This is a genomic window from Devosia sp. Micro-HW1, assembly GCF_056341075.1.
The window spans coordinates 1,460,796-1,478,295 of sequence record NZ_CP094375.1 but is presented as its reverse complement, the minus strand read 5'-3'; the positions used below and the strand labels follow the sequence as shown (position 1 = coordinate 1,478,295).

20 protein-coding genes are annotated in these 17,500 nt (G+C 63.0%); 10 read left to right on the top strand and 10 right to left on the bottom strand.

Annotation, left to right across the window (positions count from 1 at the left end; translation table 11 throughout):
• Nucleotides 1-5: 5 nt before the first annotated feature.
• Entirely contained in the window at nt 6-1,058 is a 1,053-nt protein-coding gene (locus MQW79_RS06935) for a glycoside hydrolase 5 family protein (RefSeq protein ID WP_476587611.1), read from the top strand.
• Here the strand turns inward: MQW79_RS06935 and MQW79_RS06930 are convergent.
• Nucleotides 1,049-1,441 carry a hypothetical protein gene (locus MQW79_RS06930; protein ID WP_476587610.1) on the bottom strand — a complete coding sequence of 131 codons (393 nt, stop codon included), beginning with the start codon at nt 1,439-1,441 and terminating at the stop codon, nt 1,049-1,051. The two genes, MQW79_RS06935 and MQW79_RS06930, sit on opposite strands and share 10 nt — an antisense overlap.
• A gap of 58 nt (nt 1,442-1,499) precedes the next feature.
• On the opposite strand from MQW79_RS06930, the gene dnaG reads away from it, so the two are divergent.
• From dnaG to MQW79_RS06895, 7 genes are all read left to right on the top strand, one after another.
• Complete coding sequence (dnaG, locus tag MQW79_RS06925; protein WP_476587608.1) at nt 1,500-3,440, top strand: DNA primase; 1,941 nt, start codon at nt 1,500-1,502, stop codon at nt 3,438-3,440.
• Between the two features lie 190 nt (nt 3,441-3,630).
• Nucleotides 3,631-5,688: an RNA polymerase sigma factor RpoD gene (gene rpoD / locus MQW79_RS06920; protein WP_476587606.1), complete on the top strand. Its 2,058-nt coding sequence runs from the start codon at nt 3,631-3,633 to the stop codon at nt 5,686-5,688.
• A gap of 10 nt (nt 5,689-5,698) precedes the next feature.
• A complete protein-coding gene (locus MQW79_RS06915) occupies nt 5,699-5,896 on the top strand; it encodes a DUF4160 domain-containing protein (protein WP_476587605.1) in 198 nt (65 codons plus the stop codon).
• A gap of 57 nt (nt 5,897-5,953) precedes the next feature.
• The gene (locus tag MQW79_RS06910) at nt 5,954-6,226 is read left to right on the top strand and encodes a DUF2442 domain-containing protein (RefSeq protein ID WP_476587604.1); all 273 of its coding nucleotides are present in this window, start codon (nt 5,954-5,956) and stop codon (nt 6,224-6,226) included.
• Nucleotides 6,227-6,520, top strand: coding sequence for a hypothetical protein (locus MQW79_RS06905; protein ID WP_476587602.1), 294 nt, complete (start codon nt 6,227-6,229; stop codon nt 6,518-6,520).
• An 11-nt stretch (nt 6,521-6,531) separates the two neighbouring features.
• The gene (locus MQW79_RS06900; protein WP_476587600.1) at nt 6,532-6,822 is read left to right on the top strand and encodes an HlyU family transcriptional regulator; all 291 of its coding nucleotides are present in this window, start codon (nt 6,532-6,534) and stop codon (nt 6,820-6,822) included.
• A gap of 74 nt (nt 6,823-6,896) precedes the next feature.
• Nucleotides 6,897-7,118: a hypothetical protein gene (locus tag MQW79_RS06895; RefSeq protein ID WP_476587599.1), complete on the top strand. Its 222-nt coding sequence runs from the start codon at nt 6,897-6,899 to the stop codon at nt 7,116-7,118.
• Here the strand turns inward: MQW79_RS06895 and MQW79_RS06890 are convergent, their stop codons facing one another.
• Complete coding sequence (locus MQW79_RS06890; protein ID WP_476587597.1) at nt 7,119-7,751, bottom strand: Vgb family protein; 633 nt, start codon at nt 7,749-7,751, stop codon at nt 7,119-7,121.
• A 30-nt stretch (nt 7,752-7,781) separates the two neighbouring features.
• The gene (locus tag MQW79_RS06885) at nt 7,782-8,999 is read right to left on the bottom strand and encodes a helix-turn-helix domain-containing protein (protein WP_476587596.1); all 1,218 of its coding nucleotides are present in this window, start codon (nt 8,997-8,999) and stop codon (nt 7,782-7,784) included.
• A gap of 109 nt (nt 9,000-9,108) precedes the next feature.
• On the opposite strand from MQW79_RS06885, the gene MQW79_RS06880 reads away from it, so the two are divergent.
• Both MQW79_RS06880 and MQW79_RS06875 read left to right on the top strand, forming a co-directional pair.
• Nucleotides 9,109-9,555 (top strand): SRPBCC family protein, encoded by a 447-nt coding sequence (locus MQW79_RS06880; RefSeq protein ID WP_476587595.1) that lies wholly within the window; start codon nt 9,109-9,111, stop codon nt 9,553-9,555.
• An 11-nt stretch (nt 9,556-9,566) separates the two neighbouring features.
• Nucleotides 9,567-9,701, top strand: coding sequence for a hypothetical protein (locus MQW79_RS06875; RefSeq protein WP_476587594.1), 135 nt, complete (start codon nt 9,567-9,569; stop codon nt 9,699-9,701).
• Here the strand turns inward: MQW79_RS06875 and MQW79_RS06870 are convergent.
• The 7 genes from MQW79_RS06870 to MQW79_RS06840 form a co-directional block, all read right to left on the bottom strand.
• A complete protein-coding gene (locus MQW79_RS06870; protein WP_476587592.1) occupies nt 9,698-10,735 on the bottom strand; it encodes an LLM class flavin-dependent oxidoreductase in 1,038 nt (345 codons plus the stop codon). The genes MQW79_RS06875 and MQW79_RS06870 overlap by 4 nt on opposite strands.
• A 117-nt stretch (nt 10,736-10,852) precedes the next feature.
• Complete coding sequence (locus MQW79_RS06865) at nt 10,853-12,547, bottom strand: methyl-accepting chemotaxis protein (protein WP_476587591.1); 1,695 nt, start codon at nt 12,545-12,547, stop codon at nt 10,853-10,855.
• A gap of 7 nt (nt 12,548-12,554) precedes the next feature.
• Entirely contained in the window at nt 12,555-12,896 is a 342-nt protein-coding gene (locus tag MQW79_RS06860; protein WP_476587589.1) for a hypothetical protein, read from the bottom strand.
• A gap of 154 nt (nt 12,897-13,050) precedes the next feature.
• On the bottom strand, nt 13,051-13,737 hold the full coding sequence (locus MQW79_RS06855; RefSeq protein ID WP_476587588.1) for a tellurite resistance TerB family protein: 687 nt from the start codon (nt 13,735-13,737) through the stop codon (nt 13,051-13,053).
• A gap of 150 nt (nt 13,738-13,887) precedes the next feature.
• On the bottom strand, nt 13,888-14,289 hold the full coding sequence (locus tag MQW79_RS06850) for a hypothetical protein (protein WP_476587586.1): 402 nt from the start codon (nt 14,287-14,289) through the stop codon (nt 13,888-13,890).
• A 136-nt stretch (nt 14,290-14,425) separates the two neighbouring features.
• Nucleotides 14,426-14,941, bottom strand: a complete 516-nt coding sequence (locus MQW79_RS06845; protein ID WP_476587585.1) for a TIGR00645 family protein — start codon at nt 14,939-14,941, stop codon at nt 14,426-14,428.
• A 141-nt stretch (nt 14,942-15,082) separates the two neighbouring features.
• Entirely contained in the window at nt 15,083-17,302 is a 2,220-nt protein-coding gene (locus MQW79_RS06840) for an OmpA family protein (protein WP_476587584.1), read from the bottom strand.
• Nucleotides 17,303-17,500 lie beyond the last annotated feature (198 nt).

Genomic DNA, 17,500 nt, shown 5'->3' with positions numbered 1-17,500 from the left:
TCAAGATGAACGAGATTTCGGCGCGCGGGCGCTGGACTGCAGCGCGCGCCAATGAGTGGTATGCCAAACTTCCGTGGCTGGTCGGGGCGAACTTCGTCCCGTCCAGCGCCTCCAACCAGCTGGAGATGTGGCAAGCCGACCATTTTGCGCCCGATGTCATCGATCGAGAGCTGGGTTGGGCGGCCGATATCGGCATGAACACGATGCGCGTCTTCCTGCATGACCTGCTCTGGCAGGCGGATGAAGCGGGGTTCCGGGATCGCATTGCCCATTATCTCGACATCGCATCGGGCAAGGGCATCAGCACCATGCTGGTGCTGTTCGATTCGGTGTGGAACCCGGATGTGGCGCTGGGCAAACAGCCCGAGCCGCGCCCCGGGGTGCACAATTCACAGTGGGTGCAGGGTCCGGGCAGGGCGCTGGCCGACAGGGCGCAATGGGCGCGTCTCGAAGATTATGTCGGGGGCGTCGTTTCGGCCTTCGGACAGGACGAGCGGGTCATTGTGTGGGACGTCTGGAACGAGCCCAGCAATCTCAATGGCGGGCGGTTTGATGAACTCGAGAACAAGCGGGAGCTGATCTCAGAACTGCTGCCGCAGGTGTTCCAGTGGACACGCGCCGCTGATCCGGTTCAGCCGCTGACCTCGGGCGTCTGGTCGGGCAAGACCCTCTATGACGATGCCCATGCGCGCATCCAGATCGAAAATTCCGACGTCATCAGTTTCCACGACTATCAGACGCCGGAAAAGTTCGAGGCGAAGCTCATGGACCTGCCGCGCGACCGGCCGCTGTTCCTGACCGAGTTCATGGCACGGACGCCGGGCAGCACGTTTGAGGGCATATTGCCGATCGCCAGGCGGGAGAAGATCGCTTCCTATTGCTGGGGGCTGGTCGCGGGGCGCAGCCAGACACTCTACCCCTGGGACAGCTGGGCCAATCCCTATGTCGAGGCGCTACCCGATCCCTGGTTCCACGACGTGTTCCATGGCGATGGCACGCCCTATCGGGCGGATGAGGTGGCGCTGGTCCGGGAGCTGACCGCGGCCAGTCAGCGGTAGATCACCGGCACGCCGGCCACGGTGTCGTCCTGGCGAAGCACTTCCGCGCCTTCGGGCAGTGTGATCTCGATATTGCCATAGGCATCCCAGCGCGGGGCGAGGTCGGCTTCTGCCGCGACTGAAACAAAGCTCGCTGCGTCGAAGGGGACTTCTTCGGCCGGCGGGACCAGGGCGGCCTGCATGTTGGGGCCCGAGCCGCCGCAATCGCGCGAGAATGTGACGAGATCGAACTGCTGGTCCGGCGCGGTCTGACGGGAGGTTTCCGTGACAGTGCAGGCGGGGACCAGAAAGCTGGCCATCCAGAGCGTTGCGCCGATCAGCAGGGCCGGCAGCAGGGTGAGGGCCAGAAGAACTGGAATGGGCATGCTGGAGCGGCGGGCCATGGGTGTGGATAAGTTCCTTGTTCGTGACTCGGACGCGAGCAGCGCCTAAATAACACAAATGCGCTTTACCGATACGTTCCTGGACGAAATTCGCCAGCGCCTGCCGATTACGCAGGTGGTGGGTGAGCATGTCCTGTGGGACAAGCGCAAGAGCCAGCCGGGCAAGGGCGACATGTGGGCCTGCTGCCCCTTCCATGCCGAAAAAAGCCCGAGCTTTCATGCTGACGACCGGCGCGGCATCTATCACTGCTTCGGTTGCGGTGCGAGCGGCGACCACTTTCGGTTTCTGACCGAAAAGGCCGGTATGAGCTTTCCCGAGGCGGTCGAGAAGCTGGCCGGGATGGCGGGCGTGCCGATGCCTGTTCGCGATGAGCGGACCGAAAAGCGCGAGGCAGCGCAGCGGACGCTGATCGACGTCATGGAACTGGCGACCAAGTATTTCGAGGCAGCGCTGGCCCATAATATCGGGGCGCGGGCGCGGGGGTATCTGTTCGAGCGTGGCGTGTCGCCGGCCAGCCAGGCGCGGTTCCGGGTCGGCTTCGCCCCGGATAGCCGCAACGGACTCAAGGAGCATCTGGCCGCCAATGGCGTTTCGGCGCAGGCCATGGTCGATACCGGGCTCGTCACGAGCCGCGACGATGATCCGCTGACCTATGATCGGTTCCGCAACCGCGTGATGTTCCCTATCACCGATTTTCGCGGGCGGGTTATTGCCTTTGGCGGCCGCGCCATGAGCCCGGATGTGCCGGCCAAGTATCTCAACTCGCCCGAAACCGAACTCTTTTCCAAGCGGCAGACGCTCTATAACGGCTTCACCGCCAAGACGGCGGCCCGCGACGGCGCCAGCGTCATCGTGGTGGAAGGCTATCTCGATGTGATCGCGGCGGTGTCCGCGGGCTTTGAGGGCACGGTGGCGCCGCTGGGCACGGCGCTGACCGAAGAGCATGTGCAATTGCTCTGGCGGATGAGCGATACGCCGATCCTCTGTTTCGACGGCGACAAAGCAGGTTTGAAGGCGGCCGAGCGGGCCGCCGACCTGATCCTGCCGCATCTGAAGCCGGGCAAGACTGTCAAGATCGCGACGCTGCCGGAGGGGCAGGACCCGGACGACCTCATCAAGGCGCAGGGGCGCGGCGCGTTTGCCGAGGTGATCGAGAAGGCGCGCAGTCTGTCGGACATGGTCTGGAGCTTTGAGACCGGCGGCCTCGTGCCCGAGGCGCCGGAAGAGCGCGCGGCGCTGCAGGCGCGATTGCGCGAGCGCGCCAATGGCATCCAGGATTCCACTGTCCGCTTCCACTACCAGCAGGCGTTCGATGAAAAGCTGAAGGCTTTTTTTGCGCCGCTGCGGCAGGGCGGGCGCGACAACTGGCAGCGTGGCGGCAAACCGGCCTATGGCCAGAGCGGCGCCTATGGGTATCCCGCGAGGGGGACACCGCGCCTTGTCGTTTCCGACACATTGCGCAATTCGCGGCTGCTGCGGTCCGGTGCGGTGGCCGACGCCACGCCGCGCGAGGCCACGATCATCCTGACCCTGGTCAATCACCCGGCAGTGGTGGAAGACCTGTTCGAGACACTGGCTGCGCTCGACTGCGAAACGACGGTGGCGCAGAAAGTTCTGGGCGACATCCTGGCGCTGGCGGTGCGGCACCACGATATTTCGGCCGACGACATGCGCTCGGCCCTCGGCGTGCGGGGGCATGGTCCGGCGCTGGCCAGGATGACCGACACGCTGACCCGCCAGGGCGTGTGGCAGGTGGGGCCGGAGACCGCCCGCGTGGACGCCGAGACCGGATTGAGTCACGCGCTGGCCTTGCATAACAAGAAAGTTCAGCTAAATAGAGAGCTGAAGGCAGCCGAAGCCGCGCTGGGCGAAGACCCGAGCGAAGAAACCTTTGAACGGCTGCGAGACATCAAGAACCAGATTACCACTGTCGATGGCACAGAGGCATTGATCGAAGGATTTGGTTCGCTATCGGGACGCGCAACTCGCAGTTTCTAGAAATATTTTTCTAGTAGCTGGCGACGATGCGCGATTTTGCGTTGCAGCGAATCAGCTTCCAGCGCGCCGGATGCGAACTTTTTTCATGCGGCGCGTTAACGCTCCGGTGAGCACTCCTTTACCTTGTCTTGAGTTGTCACCACCTATGACAAAGCCGGGACCATCGCCCATGGGTCCCGAGGAGTACCAGATGGCCACCAAGGCAGCGAACAAAGCCTCCAAGGAAACGGAAAAGCCGGAAGCCGGCGCGCCCGAAGCCTCCAACGACAGTCCGCTCATCGATCAAAACGATGCGGCCGTAAAGAAGCTGATCAAGGTCGCCAAGAAGCGCGGCTACGTTACCTATGAAGAGCTCAATGCTGTTCTGCCCTCCGACGAAGTGAGTTCGGAGCAGATCGAAGACTTCATGTCCATGTTCTCGGAAATGGGCATCAACGTCGTTGATGAAGACGAGGTCGAAGAGACCGAGGTCGAAAAGGACGAGGACGAGACCGGCTCGGAGGTCGCCCCCTCCAGCGGTACTGCCGTCGCCAATACTTCCAACACGAAGTCGGGTTCGGACCGCACCGATGATCCGGTGCGCATGTATCTGCGCGAAATGGGTTCGGTGGAACTGCTCAGCCGCGAGGGCGAAATCGCCATCGCCAAGCGCATCGAGGCCGGTCGCGAGACCATGATCGAGGGCCTGTGCGAATCGCCGCTGACCTTCCAGGCCATCATCATCTGGCGCGAGCAGCTCGCCCAGGGCGAAATCCTGCTGCGCGACATCATCGACCTCGAAGCAACCTATGCCGGCCCGGACGCCAAGCAGGCGGCGCCCGAAGTGCATGCTCCCCCGCCAAAGGCCGAACCCGAACCGGCCAAGGCTGCGCCGAAGGCTGCACCAAAGCGCGCCAGCTCGGGTGACGATGAAGACGACTACGTCCCCGAAGAGCCGGAAGCACCGCAGGACCCGGTCGAGGACGACGACGACGAATTCGACAACGCCCTGTCGCTTTCGGCTATGGAAGCCGAACTCAAGCCGCAGGTCGTGGAAACGTTCGATCGCATCGCCGACGCCTATGGGCAGATGCGCGAAATCCAGGACCGTCACGCCGAAGACCGCACCGCCAAGATTTCGGATGCCGAGACCAGCAAACTCAGCGCGCTGCGCGCCGACGTCATCACCGACGTGAAGTCGCTGTCGCTCAATACCGGCCGTATCGAAAGCCTGGTCGAGCAGCTCTACGACATCAACAAGCGCCTGGTGCGCCTGGAAGGACGCCTGCTCCGCCTGGCCGAAAGCTACGGCGTCAAGCGCGAATCCTTCCTGCAGAACTATTATGGCCGTGAGCTCGATCCGAGCTGGGAATGGTCGCTGGAAAGCTTCGAAGGCAAGGGCTGGTCGGAATTCGCCCGTCGCGAAACCGATACCATTGCCGAAATCCGCACCGACATCTCGACCATTGCTACCGAAGCGGGTCTCGATATTGGCGAATATCGCCGCATCGTGCACAAGGTGCAGAAGGGCGAGCGCGAAGCTGCAATCGCCAAGAAGGAAATGGTCGAGGCCAATCTGCGTCTCGTGATTTCTATCGCCAAAAAGTACACCAATCGCGGCCTGCAGTTCCTCGACCTGATCCAGGAAGGCAATATCGGCCTGATGAAGGCCGTGGATAAGTTCGAGTATCGCCGCGGCTACAAGTTCTCGACCTATGCCACCTGGTGGATCCGCCAGGCGATCACCCGCTCGATTGCCGACCAGGCGCGGACCATCCGCATTCCGGTGCACATGATCGAAACGATCAACAAGATCGTTCGTACGTCGCGCCAGATGCTCCATGAAATCGGCCGCGAGCCGACGCCGGAAGAGCTCAGCGAAAAGCTGCAGATGCCGCTCGACAAGGTGCGCAAGGTCCTCAAGATCGCCAAGGAGCCGATCTCGCTCGAAACGCCGATCGGCGACGAGGAAGATAGCAACCTGGGCGATTTCATCCAGGACGTGAATGCGATCCAGCCGATCGATGCGGCGATCCAGTCCAACCTGCGCGAGACCACGACGCGGGTGCTTGCATCGCTCACCCCGCGCGAAGAGCGTGTGCTGCGCATGCGCTTCGGCATCGGCATGAACACCGACCATACGCTCGAGGAAGTCGGCCAGCAGTTCTCGGTGACCCGCGAACGTATCCGCCAGATCGAAGCCAAGGCGCTGCGCAAGCTCAAGCATCCGAGCCGGTCGCGGAAGCTCAGGAGTTTCCTGGATAACTAGGGAGTGGGCGGTGCCGACAATCTCATGGTTCTACGGTATCGCCATACAGATGTACTTCGTCGATCATCCGCCACCTCACTTCAAGGCGACCTATGGTGAGTTCGAGGCAAATGTTGCGATAGGGACAGGCAAAGTCATCGACGGCAAGTTACCCCGGCAGGCGGCCCGCCTGGTCAAGAATGGACGGATTTGCACCGTTCGGAATTGATGGCCAATTGGGAACTCGCCAGGAACCATGGGTTGCTTGAAAAGATAGTTGGGCTCGATGCTAACCAAGGTAACTGACTTCAAGATTTTGGATGGCTACAGGGTTAGCGTGCATTTCAACGATGGCACCTTCGGTACGTTTGACCTGGATGTGCTGGATTTAGGCAAGGGCCCGGCCTCCGAACCGTTGCGAGACCCAGGGCATTTCAGGCGCGCCTTCCTGGAGTTCGGCGCGCTCACATGGCCCAATGGTTTCGATATCTCGCCTGAGTGGCTGCGTCGGGAAATAGAAGCGGCCGGTGAACTTCACAGGGCGACGGCGGCAGAATAGGTGAGTTCAATTCCGCTCAAACTCACCTCTCTCCGCACCGCCATTCCGTTCAAGCTGGTGGTGGCATTTTCGGACGGCACCTGGGGCACGTTCAATGCCGCCCCCATGCTGGCCGAGCGCGGCGAGGGGACCGAACCGCTGCGCGACCGGGCCTATTTCGCCAAGGTCGAGCTGGTCAACGGCAAGCCGATCTGGCCGAACTATTTTGACATCTCCCCGCTTTGGCTGCAGGAGGAGATGGACAGACGCGGCGAGCTGGAAAGACCCCGGCCCGTCAGGAAAACAAGACTTTAGGGAGACCCGCCATGTCGTTCTTCAAGAAGCTCTTCGGGGCCGGATCTGCCAGTGCCGAACCTGTGGGTGACAAGGTGCTGGGAGAAGAGGGCTACAAGGGCTTCACCATCAAGGCCATCGAAATGAAGGCGGGCTCGGAATTGCAGCTCGCCGGGCTCATCGAGAAAGAGATCGGTGGCGAACTCAAATCCTACCGCTATATCCGCGCCGAGCGGATGGCGTCGCGCGATGACCTCGTGGCGCTGGCTCTGATGAAGGGCCGCCAGATCATCGATGAGCAAGGCGAGCAGATCTACCGCTGATTGCCACGCCGAATACTGAAGTTGACGACCGCGAGCCGCCAGGCTCGCGGTTTCCCGTTTGAAAGGAGCCAGAAATGGCCAAGAAACCCACCGCCCGCACCGAATTCGTGATGTTCGACATCGTCTACGAAGACGGCTCCCAACGCTCCAACCGCAAGGTGGATGCCAACCTTCTTGGTGGTCTCGACGGCGATGAGCCGGCGCGCACGGCCATCATGGAGCAGGACCGCGCCATTTCGGAAAAGTCCGGTCAGCCGCCGCTGGCGATCAAGTCGATCAAGCGCAGCGGCAAGTAATCAGCGCCGGGGGCGGCGCACCACGCGCAACTTGCCGCTGCTGCCCCCACCGCAATAGAACCGGTCGCCGCCATTGCTCTCCATGCCGGAGACGCCCGTGCCGGGCGGCATCTCTATAGCATCGAGCACTTCGCCGGTTGCGGGGTCGATATGGCGAATGTCGCTCCTGTCGTCCTGCCAGGTGCCGTGCCAGAGTTCGCCATCTACCCAGGTTACCCCGGTGACGAAACGCGATGTCTCGATGATGCGCAGAACCTTGCCCGTCGTCGGGTCGACCTGGTGGATGCGCCGGGCGCGATATTCACCCACCCAAAGCGAGCCTTCGGCCCAGGCCAAACCCGAAGCTCCGTCGCCTGGTGCGGGGATGGTGGCAAGGATATTTCCCGTCTCGGGATCGATCTTGTTGATCTGGTTTTCCCCGATCTGAAACAGATGTTTCCCGTCATATGCCGTGCCCGCATAGGCCGGGGTGTCGATGCTGCGTGTGGTCTGCCCGGTGGCCGGATCGAGCGCCTGGAGCTTCTCGCCAGTGGCGAACCAGACACTGGTGCCATCGTAGGTGACGCCGTGAACCTGCTGTGCGCCCGGAAACGGACCAAATTCCTCGATGATCTCGGCGGTCGATATTTTCATGGCGCGTTCTCCTGTGGTCTGCTGGCAATCCTAGCTGCCGGGCAGCGGGCCCGGGAGTAACAACAATGTCGGGAAACCCGGCATCGCCGGGGTAATCCAGCGCTGGGCTGGTCCCTTGCCAAAGTTCTGGACCTTTCCACGGGTGGCCAGGTCTTCGAGGGCACGCTGTACCGTTCGCGCACTCGTGCCCAAGGCGAGGGCAAGGGCGGAACTCGACCAGGCCTCTCCATCGGCCAGGAGCGCCAGGAGGTTGGCATGCCGATCCTGCTGGGGCGGCGTGAGCACCACAAGCTCGGTGTGGCTTGTCACCAGGCGAAAACCATCGGTGGTCGCTTCGATGCCGGCCAGTGGCTCGATGAGTGCGCGGAGGCGACCAATTTCGACGCGCAGGCGCGCTCTATGGGACTCGTCGACAAACCGGGCGCCGAAGGCGCTCGCCAGCAGGACGTCGCGCGTCTGGGGCTCCGGCCAGGCTTGGCCGAGAGCACGAAGAAGGGCGAACAGGACGGGGCGGCCACCGAGGGGGACCATGTTCCCTGACTGGCGCAGGAGATTTCGGCAGGCATCGATGATGAGGGCGTCGGAGGCAAAGAGTGCCTCGATGCCGCCGATGCCAAGTGGCGCGACGTCGCCCCGTCGCCAAAGCAGCGCGGACTGGCTTTCGAGATCCCGACCGGCGGTCTCCACCTCTGCGATGAGACTGGCATTGCCCGAAACACGGGCGGCCGCGAGGGCCTGTTCGAGGGCCCGGCGGGCCACCTGAATGTGAAACCGGCGCATGGCGATACCGGCGCGCAGCAGGTGCCGCGCCGCGGCCAGCGGTGGGGAGAGGTCTTCCGCCTGATCGCTGTCCAGAAGAGCTTCGGCGTCGTCGACATGACCCAGTAGAAGGGCGCGGCGCGCCGCTATGTGCAGCGCATGGACGGCATTGGCCAGATCGCCACGGACAAGCAGCGTGTCCCTGATGCTGTTGAGCTGCGCGTCGGGCCAGCCAAGGTCTCGCGACACAAAGGCTATTTCGATGTCTGCCAGCTGGCAGCGCGCCCTGGACAGCGCTTCGCCGGCGCCAAACTGACGGGCTGCCGACTTGAGCAGGACACGGGCGCGTGGGAGGTCGCCCAGTTGGGCCATGGCAATGCCGCGCAGGGCCAGGGCGGCCGCATCGTCACGCAGGGCCACGCGCTTGAGGGCGCCCAATATATCGCCCACGGCCAAAGCGTGGCCGGCGGCTGATATCACGGCGTCCATGGCAATCCCGACACTCTTGTCACTCCCGGTCCCCGCTGCATTGGGCCTAGCGTCCACCTGCCGCGAATGGCGGCACCAACAATACGAGCGGACAACAAGGAGAGATGCAATGCCGGATATCGTGCACAGAGTTGGGATCCAGTCGGCCAGTGCGGAAGCGACCTATGAAGCGCTGACCACGCTGGATGGGCTTGCCGGCTGGTGGACCGAGGATACGAGCGGCAATGGTGCGGTCGGCGGCGACATGCGGTTCACCTTCGCCGACAAGGGGTTTTTCCTCATGCGGGTGGTGGAGCTCGATCCCGGCAAGCTGGTGCGCTGGCGGGTCGTGGATGGTCCGGCTGAGTGGATTGGCACCGAGGTGCGTTACGAGCTGGCGCAGGAAGCGGACTATACCATCGTGCTGTTCACCCATTCCGGATGGGCAGAGGCGATCCCCTTCATGCGCCACTGCAGCACAAAATGGGCGATCTTCCTGATGAGCCTCAAGTCGCTGGTCGAGACGGGCAAGGGGGCGGCTTTTCCCCATGACGTCAAGATCGACAACTGGAACTGACGGGGGCCGTGATGATCCCCGCCAGCTATCTGATGAAGGAGCGCTTTCGGCGTGCGTTCGAGCAAGACGGCCTGCCGCGTCGCCGAAAGGCGTGGCCTCGCGCGATGGGCCGCCTGCTGCACGCCTGCTGGTCGGTCTTCTTCTAGCCCAGCGACTTGTCCACGGCAGGCTTGACGACGGTGCCGTAGAGCTCGATGGCCTTCATGACCTTGTCGTGCGGCAGGGTGCCGACGCTCAGCTGCAAGCCGAAGCGGTCGTGGCCGAACCATTCGTGCTGCATCAGGATCTTGTCGATCACCTCCTGCGGCGAGCCCATGTAATAGGCGCCCTCAGGCGTGGTGCCCGCCTCGAACTGGGCGCGGGTGGTCGGAGGCCAGCCCCGTTCCGCGCCGATCTTGGACATGACGGCGCTATGGGCGGGGAAGGCGATGTCGCGGGCGGCCTGGCTGTCCTCGGCAATGAATCCATGGCCCGAGACGCCCAGCCTGAGCCTGGAGGCATCGTGTCCGGCCTTGGCGCCGGTCTGGCGGTAGAGCTCGGTCAGGGGTTGGAACTGACGCGGGCGACCGCCGATGATCGCGATCATCAAGGGGAGGCCGTAATAGGCAGCGCGGGCCACCGAATTCGGGGTTCCGCCAACGGCAATCCAGAGTGGCAAGGGGTCCTGGAGCGGCTTGGGGAAGATTTCGAGGCCGGGAATGGGCTTTGTATGCTTGCTGCCGGGCCAAGAGACCTTGCCGCCCTGGCGGATGCTGAGCAGCATTTCGAGCTTTTCCTCGAACAGGTCGTCATAGTCGTCGAGGTCGAGGCCGAAGAGCGGGAAACTCTCGATGAAAGAGCCGCGTCCGGCCATGATCTCGGCCCGGCCGTTGCTGATGAGATCGAGCGTGGCGAATTGCTGCCAGACGCGCACCGGGTCTTCGGAACTGAGGACAGTGACGGCGGTGGAGAGGCGAATGGACCTGGTTCGCGCGGCGGCGGCGGCAAGGATGGTCACCGGGGCCGATGCGACATAGTCGGAGCGGTGGTGTTCGCCCAGGCCATAGAAGGCCAGGCCAAGCTGGTCGGCGAGCTCGATTTCCTCGATCAGGTCGGCGAGGCGCTCGGCCGGCGACTGCGTCCGATTGCCGTTGAGGGGATCGGGCGTGTTTTCCGCAAACGAATAGAGGCCAAGTTCCATGATGTGTCTCCTTGCGACCCCATTTGGCGGCGCGAGGCGCCGGGTTCAAGAACGCACATGGCTGTTACCGCCGGCCTCAGGCCAGCATGTCGGGCGGCGGGCTGGCCCTCACGCTGCTCAGGCGGCCTGAAGACCCCGGGCAGTGACGGCGGGATCGATACGGAAGACACCCACGGCACTGTCCAGCGTGGAGGCCTGTTCCTCGGCCTGAGCAACGGCGGCATTGGTCTCTTCGACCAGAGCAGCATTGTGCTGGGTGATCTCGTCGATGCGGCGGACGGCGCCTTCGACTTCGGCGATCGCCATGTTCTGGTCGGCGACGGCTTCGGCAATGCCCTGCATCAATTCGTTGCTGGTGCGCGCGGCGCTGGCGATCTGGGCCAGGGTCGAAGCGGCGCGGCCCACCAGCTGATTGCCTTCGCTCACCTGTCGCGTCGACTGTTCGATCAGCCCCTTGATCTGTGAGGATGCTTCCGCGGCAGACTGGGCCAGGCGGCGCACTTCGATGGCGACAACGGCAAAGCCCTTCCCGGCCTCGCCGGCGCGTGCGGCTTCGACCGACGCGTTGAGGGCCAGAAGGTTGGTCTGGAAGGCGATGTCGTCAATGAGGGTGATGATGCCGGCGATCTGCTGGGACGAGCGGCCGATACGGTCCATGGCTTCGGTCGCTTCTGCCATGACAGTGCTGCCGGTCTCGGCGGTGGCCACGACGTTGGCGGTGGCGGAGCTGGCCTTGCCGGCCCGATCTGCATTGGTGCGGACCGTGGCTGCCAGGCCTTCGATACTGTCGGCGGTCTGGCGCACGGTGGATGCCTGACGCGTGGTGCGTTGCGACAGGTCGGAAGCACCTGCCAGGAGTTCGGCTGTTGCATGCGTCAGGGTGCTGGAAGCCGTGCGAATGGTCTGGACGACCTCGGTCAGGCGGTCGGCCACGGCATTGGTATCGGTCTTGAGACGTGCGAAGGCGCCGCGATAGTTGCCCTGCATGCGGTGGGTCAGGTCCTGCGCGGAAAGGGCCGCCATGGCGGACGAGGTTTCGCTGAGCCCGCTGTCGATGGTTTCGACCAGGGTATTGATGGAGCGCGCCAGTTCGTTGAGATCACCCTCGACGAATTCCATCGGGACACGACGGCTGAAATCGCCGTTGAGCGCCGCAGTGACCACAGTACCGAATTGCTCGCGCAATTCGCTGAGCGTGCGGCGACGCTCTTCGAGCCGCAGAACTTCGCCTTCTTCGACTTCGCGGGCGAGGCCGCGCGCCTGCTCGGCATGAGCTTCGGCTTCCGCGGCATTCTCACGGGCCATGGTCAGGAGGCGGAACGTGTTGTGCATCAGCCAGATAAGGCCCGCAGCCTCCATGACGAGGATAATGGCGTGCAGGGCGATGCGGAAAATGCCGCTGCTGCCATAGAAGACGAGATCGGGCAGCAGCATGCCGACGCCCAGATGGTGCACGGCCACGACGGCGGTGCCGATGAGAATGACGCGCACATCGTAGAGCAGGGCGCTCAGGGCCAGGGCGGCGAAGAAGGCCATGTGCAGGTCGGTCTGCCAAGGCGTTCCTTCGGCGGCAGCGATGATCGTCGCAATCTGGGTCATCAGGACCGTGATCGCCAGATACCGAAAGGCCGGTGTCTTACGCATGGTGACGAAGCTGACTGCCAGGACGACGATACCAGCAAGGGCAATCACGGCCGGCGTGTCGATCATACCCTGAACGACCCAATCGACGCCTGTGGCAGCCAGACCGGCGATGACGGCAAGGGCAAAGACCACATTGGTGGCCATGGCGCGGATATGCGAGAGAGTCATCGGAGCCCTATTCGGTCACGGGTGCGCAAAGGCCGCTTGCGGCCAGGAAAAACAGGCCGCCAAGAGCGCGCATGCGCGACTGAAAAGCCGCGTCAGGCGCGTAAGCGACAACGATATTGGGGATGCGGGTTGGTGCAACGACAGACCCGCCAGCTTCACGCACCAGAGCCCATGCCGTTTCTTCAGATGTCAGGGGCGGAAAAACGACCGCGATCTGGCCGATGTCGGGCGCGCGCAGAGGCGCGGCCAATGCGATTGCGGACACGAGGGCGAACAGGGCCGCCGGCAGAAGGTGCAGTCGCGAAGAGTCACCGCTGTCGCGCCGTTGCGACAGGTGCAGGGAGGTCATCTTAGGGTCTTTCAAGGGATCAGCCCCGCAAAACCCTAGCCAACCGCCGCTAAAGAAACTCTAAAGGAGGTGAACAATTCCATAAGGCCCGATACGGATCTGACCCGACAGAACGAAAGTTCTGCGCGCGCATCTGCGCGCAGAGCCGGTGTCATCAGACATTGCTGTCATTGGGCGTATAGGCCCAGGGCGATGCGGGCGTCGCCGCCGGCTGCGGTGTCTTTTCGCCGGCCTGTCGGTGGATCTCGGTGACAAGGGCAGGATCGAGCTTGAGCTTGATGGCGAGGGCCTCGAGATAGGCCTGCTCAGCCGCGGTATCGGCGCTGATGGCGACGAGCGAGGCTGCATAGATCTCGGCTGCGTGCTCGGGCGTGTCGGCGCGCGCGACAACGGCATTGATGTCCAGCGGGGTCGAGAGCTCGTCGAATACCCAGGCCTTTTCCTCGGGGGACAGCGGCATGGTCTTGAGCTTTTCGAAAATGGCTTCCTTCTCGTCGGCGTCAATCCGGCCATCGGCCTTGGCGGCGGCGATCATGGCGCGGACCAGCGTCTTGCCGAGCTGCTCCTGTGCCTGCTCGTCATCGGGCGCGGGAATGAAGGCCTCTTCGCGCGGGGCTGGAGCGGAACCGTTCTGGCTCTGCTGATGGTTCTGCCAGGCTTTGTAGGCGAGGCCCCCGACAGCAGCCAGCGCGCCGGCCTTGGCGGCAGTGCCCAGCAGCTTGCCCGGGTTGCCACCTGACAGAAGCATGCCTGCGGCGAGCCCTGCGGCGCCGCTCATGGCGGTGCGCTGCGCGTTCTGGTCGGTCTGCAGGCTTTTGAGGATTTGATCGATGTTGAACATGGCGTCTCCCTTAGCACGGTGCAGAGATGGGAATTGTCGATAGTGATCGCAACAGGCATGACCAATTTGTCAGACAAATGAAAAACCCCGGCCGAGGCCGGGGTCTTTGCGGGCTCTGGAGGGAGGGACCAGAGCCGGCTAGCTGCCCACTTAGTTGGTCGGGGCAGCCGGAGCAGCGGGATCATCGGCAGCCGGGGCATCAGCCGGAGCGGCCGGTTCAGCAGCCGGGGCGGCTTCAGTCATCGGGGCGGCATCAGTGGCCGGGGTTTCGACGGCAGGAGCCGGAGCCGGGTCAACGGCCGGAGCTTCAGTCATCGGGGCCGGCGCAACAGCCGGATCAGTCGTCGTGGTGGTTTCCACCGCAGGGGCACCGTTCACGTCAACAGTGGTCGACGGGCCGGAATTGGCCGAGAAAACCAGATAGCCAATGGCCAGCAGGGCCAGCGCAACGATGATACCGACAAACCAGCCGGTGCCATTGCTTTCACGGGTATAGACGGTGCGGTTGCCGTCCTGGGTATAAACAGTGTCACGATCGGGATTATTGGACATTAGTTCGCTCCTGTTGTTTCAGCGCTGGCAAATAAACGCGGCCCTGAAGGCAGGAGTTCCCGGAATCGTGATGCCTCGTGGAATCTGTGATCGCGCACAGAATCCGTTTTGAGATTCAAAAGCTTGGCCCGGTGTCTTAGAGGTCGGGGCCGCTGTTGTTTTGTGGCTTTTTTGAGATTTTGTCGATCAGCGCGAGGAAGAGCGCCGAGATGATGAAGGTCACGTGCAGGATCGTGTACCAGAAAATGTTCTCGCTGGTGTAGTTCGGCACATTGAGAAAAATCTGCAGCAGGTGGATCGAGGAGATGGCAACAATGGTGGAGGCCACCTTGATCTTGAGCGAGCCGGCGTCGATCTGCCCCAGCCAGTGGACGTCGTCGTCGTCGTCGAAGCGCGAGACGAAGTTCTCGTAGCCGGAGATGATCACCATGACGACGAGGCTTGCGATCAGCGCCGCGTCAATCAGGCCCAGAACCTTGAGAATGGCTTCGGTCTCGTCGATGCTGAAGAGCTTGTAGCCGAAGTCGAAAAGCTTGATGCCGAAGGTGATGGCATAAAAGACCAGGGCGAGGCCCAGGCCGATATAGAAGGCCACCAATAGCCAGCGGGAGGCCAGAATGATGCGTTCGACGAAAATTTCCAGCTGCTTCATGGCTCTCTCCGGGCGGGCCGCGCAGAGATAGCGATTTCAACGGTGCTTTCAAGCGTCGACATGACGCAGATCGCGCCAAGAGCTCATAAAAGAAGGCCGGGTGCTGGACCCGGCCTTCTTCATTTCTGTGGTGGTCGTCGCTTAGTTCTGGGCGACCGTGATCAGCGGCGTGATGCGGCGGATGGTGGCGCGACGGTTTTCGCGTTCGGCCGCTTCCGTGCGGATCTTCAGGTAGCGCTCGCCATAACCCTGGGTGGCCAGGTTTTCGGGCGGAACGCCATAGAAGTCGGTCAGGACGCGGGCAACCGTTGCCGCACGCATATCCGACAGGCGCAGGTTGGAGATATCCGAACCCACCGCGTCGGTGTGCCCTTCGATGAGGAAGGTCTCGTTCGGATTGCGCTCGAGCAGGGTCAGCATGGCATTGGCCACTGCCGAGAGGTTCTGCACCTGGTCGCGGCCGATGGTGGCGGCGCCGGTATCGAAGGTGAGGTTACCAACTTCGAGGCGACGCACGCTGTCACGCAGTCGGGCCGAGCGCTTCACTTCGTCGATCGAGTAGAGGCGGGCCACGTTCTCGACCGGCGGCTGGGCGAAGAATTCGGCCACTTCGTTTTCGTCGGCATAGCGAGCATCCAGCACATATTCCTGCACCGGAATGTTCAGGCGGAGCGGCGGCAGGTTGGCAGCCGGGTCGCGCCATTCGACCAGATCGTCGTAGTAGCGATCATCGAAGTAGGCCAGCACATATTCGCGGCCATCGGGGGTGATGCGCGAGCGGCGCAGGATATCGCCGTTCCGATTGCGCACGGTGATGATCTGGGTGCCGTCGGGACGGGTAATCACTTCGCGGACGCGGCCGTTGCTGAGGTCCTCGTAGTAGATTTCGTCGCCACGGGCCGGATCATAGAAGCGGTCGGTATCCTGACCGATCGAATTGACGATCAGCTGCGTGCCAACCTGAACGATCAACTGGGCAATGGCATTGCCGGTATTGGTCTCGATGACCGGGGCTTCCACGATGGTTACCGGGGTCTGCTGCACGCCAGTCTGCACAGTGTTGTTGTCACCGGTCACCGTCGTGTTCACGTTGGTGATGTTGTTGGTGATATTGTTGACCGTGTTGTTGATGATCGTCTGCTCGACGGTCGTACCACCAGTGGCAGCCACGGCAGTACCCGCTTCAGCGGTCACGGCCTGCGGCGGTTCTGCCTGCATGGTTTCAAGGACGACGGCCTGAGCTTCAGCATCGCTAGTCGGCGGGGCGACCGGCTCGGCTGGCGGCGGTGCAGTTTCGGCCTGAGCACTGGCATCGACTGCGGCCTCGCCTTCGACGGGGGCGGCTTCCTCGTCCTTGGCGCTGTCGAGAACCGGAGCGATCTGCTCGGCGGTTACGCCTTCGGGCAGTTCTTCGACCATTTCAGCTGGCTGGCCGTCCGAGGTGGTTTCCTCGACGGGCGCAGGCTGTTCGTCACCCGGGAGCGGAGCCGCCGGGTCGGCAGGCTGCTCTTCGGCCGGCACCGGAGCCGGCTGCTGGTCGGCGGGGACCGTTTCGGGCAGCGGCGAGAGGGTCAGGCCAAAGTCGGCGGTGCAGGTGGCGTTGTCGGTGTAGCCGAGCAGGCCGCAAATGGCGGTGATTTCGGCCAGGGCAGCGTCGATCCGGGCCTGGGCATCAGGCACGCCGGCGGCCAGATCGGCGACGGCAGTGTTGTAGGCGTCGACGTGAGCCGCGAGCTGGGCTTCGATGTCGTCCTGCTGGGCGGCAGGTGCGGCCTCTTCCGCAGCCGGAGCAGGTTCTTCAACCGCAGGCTCCTCGCTGACGGGTTCTTCGGCGACCGGTGCCGGTTCCTCGGCAACAGGAGCTTCCTCGACGACGGGCTGTTCAGCAGCAGGCGCGGCCTCGACGGGCGCCTCTTCCACAACAGGTTCTTCGGCTACAGGCTCTTCGGCCACAGGTTCTTCAACCGGAGCAGGCTCGGGCGCCGGTGCAGGCTCTTCTGCAACAGGCTCCTCAACCGCCGGCGCTTCTTCAACGACCGGTTCTTCCACCGGCGGCTCCACGGCAACGGGTTCTTCGGCCGGGGGCGGCTCTTCAGCGACCGGCTCCTCGGCGGGAGCCGCACCTGCGCCCGCGGCGAGGGCTGCGATACATTCTTCGAGGCTGGCATAGCCACCCACGATGCAGAGTTCGGTCAGGGCCGTCTGCGCAGCTTCAAGCGCTGCGGCATCACCCGATGCCTGAGCCTGAACGTAAGCTTCGTAGGCAGTCTGCAGCTCAGCATTCTGGGCATGGGCGGAAATGGGCGCAAAGGCCAGCATGCCAATGCTGGTCCCAGTAAGGAGCCAGTTTTTGAGGCGCATTGTTCTTATCCTTTTGTGTTTGTAACACGTCCTGACGAGCATCGTGGGCCGATCCTGAACGCCGAATGAACGGCGATCCCCAAGGACTGACCCTGTCCGGCAGGCTCCTGAGCCCCTGAACGCGGGGGAATATCGCGAGTTCCGTGAGTGACGCTCATGCCACAGGGACCGTTGCAATAAGGCACCAATGCGGCGAGC

What these genes read in the sequence shown, in the direction of transcription:
- MQW79_RS06935 (WP_476587611.1), top strand. Translation starts at nt 6, where the DNA reads ATGAACGAGATTTCGGCGCGCGGGCGCTGGACTGCAGCGCGCGCCAAT.
- MQW79_RS06930 (WP_476587610.1), bottom strand. Translation starts at nt 1,441, where the DNA reads ATGGCCCGCCGCTCCAGCATGCCCATTCCAGTTCTTCTGGCCCTCACC.
- dnaG (WP_476587608.1), top strand. Translation starts at nt 1,500, where the DNA reads ATGCGCTTTACCGATACGTTCCTGGACGAAATTCGCCAGCGCCTGCCG.
- rpoD (WP_476587606.1), top strand. Translation starts at nt 3,631, where the DNA reads ATGGCCACCAAGGCAGCGAACAAAGCCTCCAAGGAAACGGAAAAGCCG.
- MQW79_RS06910 (WP_476587604.1), top strand. Translation starts at nt 5,954, where the DNA reads ATGCTAACCAAGGTAACTGACTTCAAGATTTTGGATGGCTACAGGGTT.
- MQW79_RS06900 (WP_476587600.1), top strand. Translation starts at nt 6,532, where the DNA reads ATGTCGTTCTTCAAGAAGCTCTTCGGGGCCGGATCTGCCAGTGCCGAA.
- MQW79_RS06895 (WP_476587599.1), top strand. Translation starts at nt 6,897, where the DNA reads ATGGCCAAGAAACCCACCGCCCGCACCGAATTCGTGATGTTCGACATC.
- MQW79_RS06890 (WP_476587597.1), bottom strand. Translation starts at nt 7,751, where the DNA reads ATGAAAATATCGACCGCCGAGATCATCGAGGAATTTGGTCCGTTTCCG.
- MQW79_RS06885 (WP_476587596.1), bottom strand. Translation starts at nt 8,999, where the DNA reads ATGGACGCCGTGATATCAGCCGCCGGCCACGCTTTGGCCGTGGGCGAT.
- MQW79_RS06880 (WP_476587595.1), top strand. Translation starts at nt 9,109, where the DNA reads ATGCCGGATATCGTGCACAGAGTTGGGATCCAGTCGGCCAGTGCGGAA.
- MQW79_RS06875 (WP_476587594.1), top strand. Translation starts at nt 9,567, where the DNA reads ATGATCCCCGCCAGCTATCTGATGAAGGAGCGCTTTCGGCGTGCGTTC.
- MQW79_RS06870 (WP_476587592.1), bottom strand. Translation starts at nt 10,735, where the DNA reads ATGGAACTTGGCCTCTATTCGTTTGCGGAAAACACGCCCGATCCCCTC.
- MQW79_RS06865 (WP_476587591.1), bottom strand. Translation starts at nt 12,547, where the DNA reads ATGACTCTCTCGCATATCCGCGCCATGGCCACCAATGTGGTCTTTGCC.
- MQW79_RS06860 (WP_476587589.1), bottom strand. Translation starts at nt 12,896, where the DNA reads ATGACCTCCCTGCACCTGTCGCAACGGCGCGACAGCGGTGACTCTTCG.
- MQW79_RS06855 (WP_476587588.1), bottom strand. Translation starts at nt 13,737, where the DNA reads ATGTTCAACATCGATCAAATCCTCAAAAGCCTGCAGACCGACCAGAAC.
- MQW79_RS06850 (WP_476587586.1), bottom strand. Translation starts at nt 14,289, where the DNA reads ATGTCCAATAATCCCGATCGTGACACTGTTTATACCCAGGACGGCAAC.
- MQW79_RS06845 (WP_476587585.1), bottom strand. Translation starts at nt 14,941, where the DNA reads ATGAAGCAGCTGGAAATTTTCGTCGAACGCATCATTCTGGCCTCCCGC.
- MQW79_RS06840 (WP_476587584.1), bottom strand. Translation starts at nt 17,302, where the DNA reads ATGCGCCTCAAAAACTGGCTCCTTACTGGGACCAGCATTGGCATGCTG.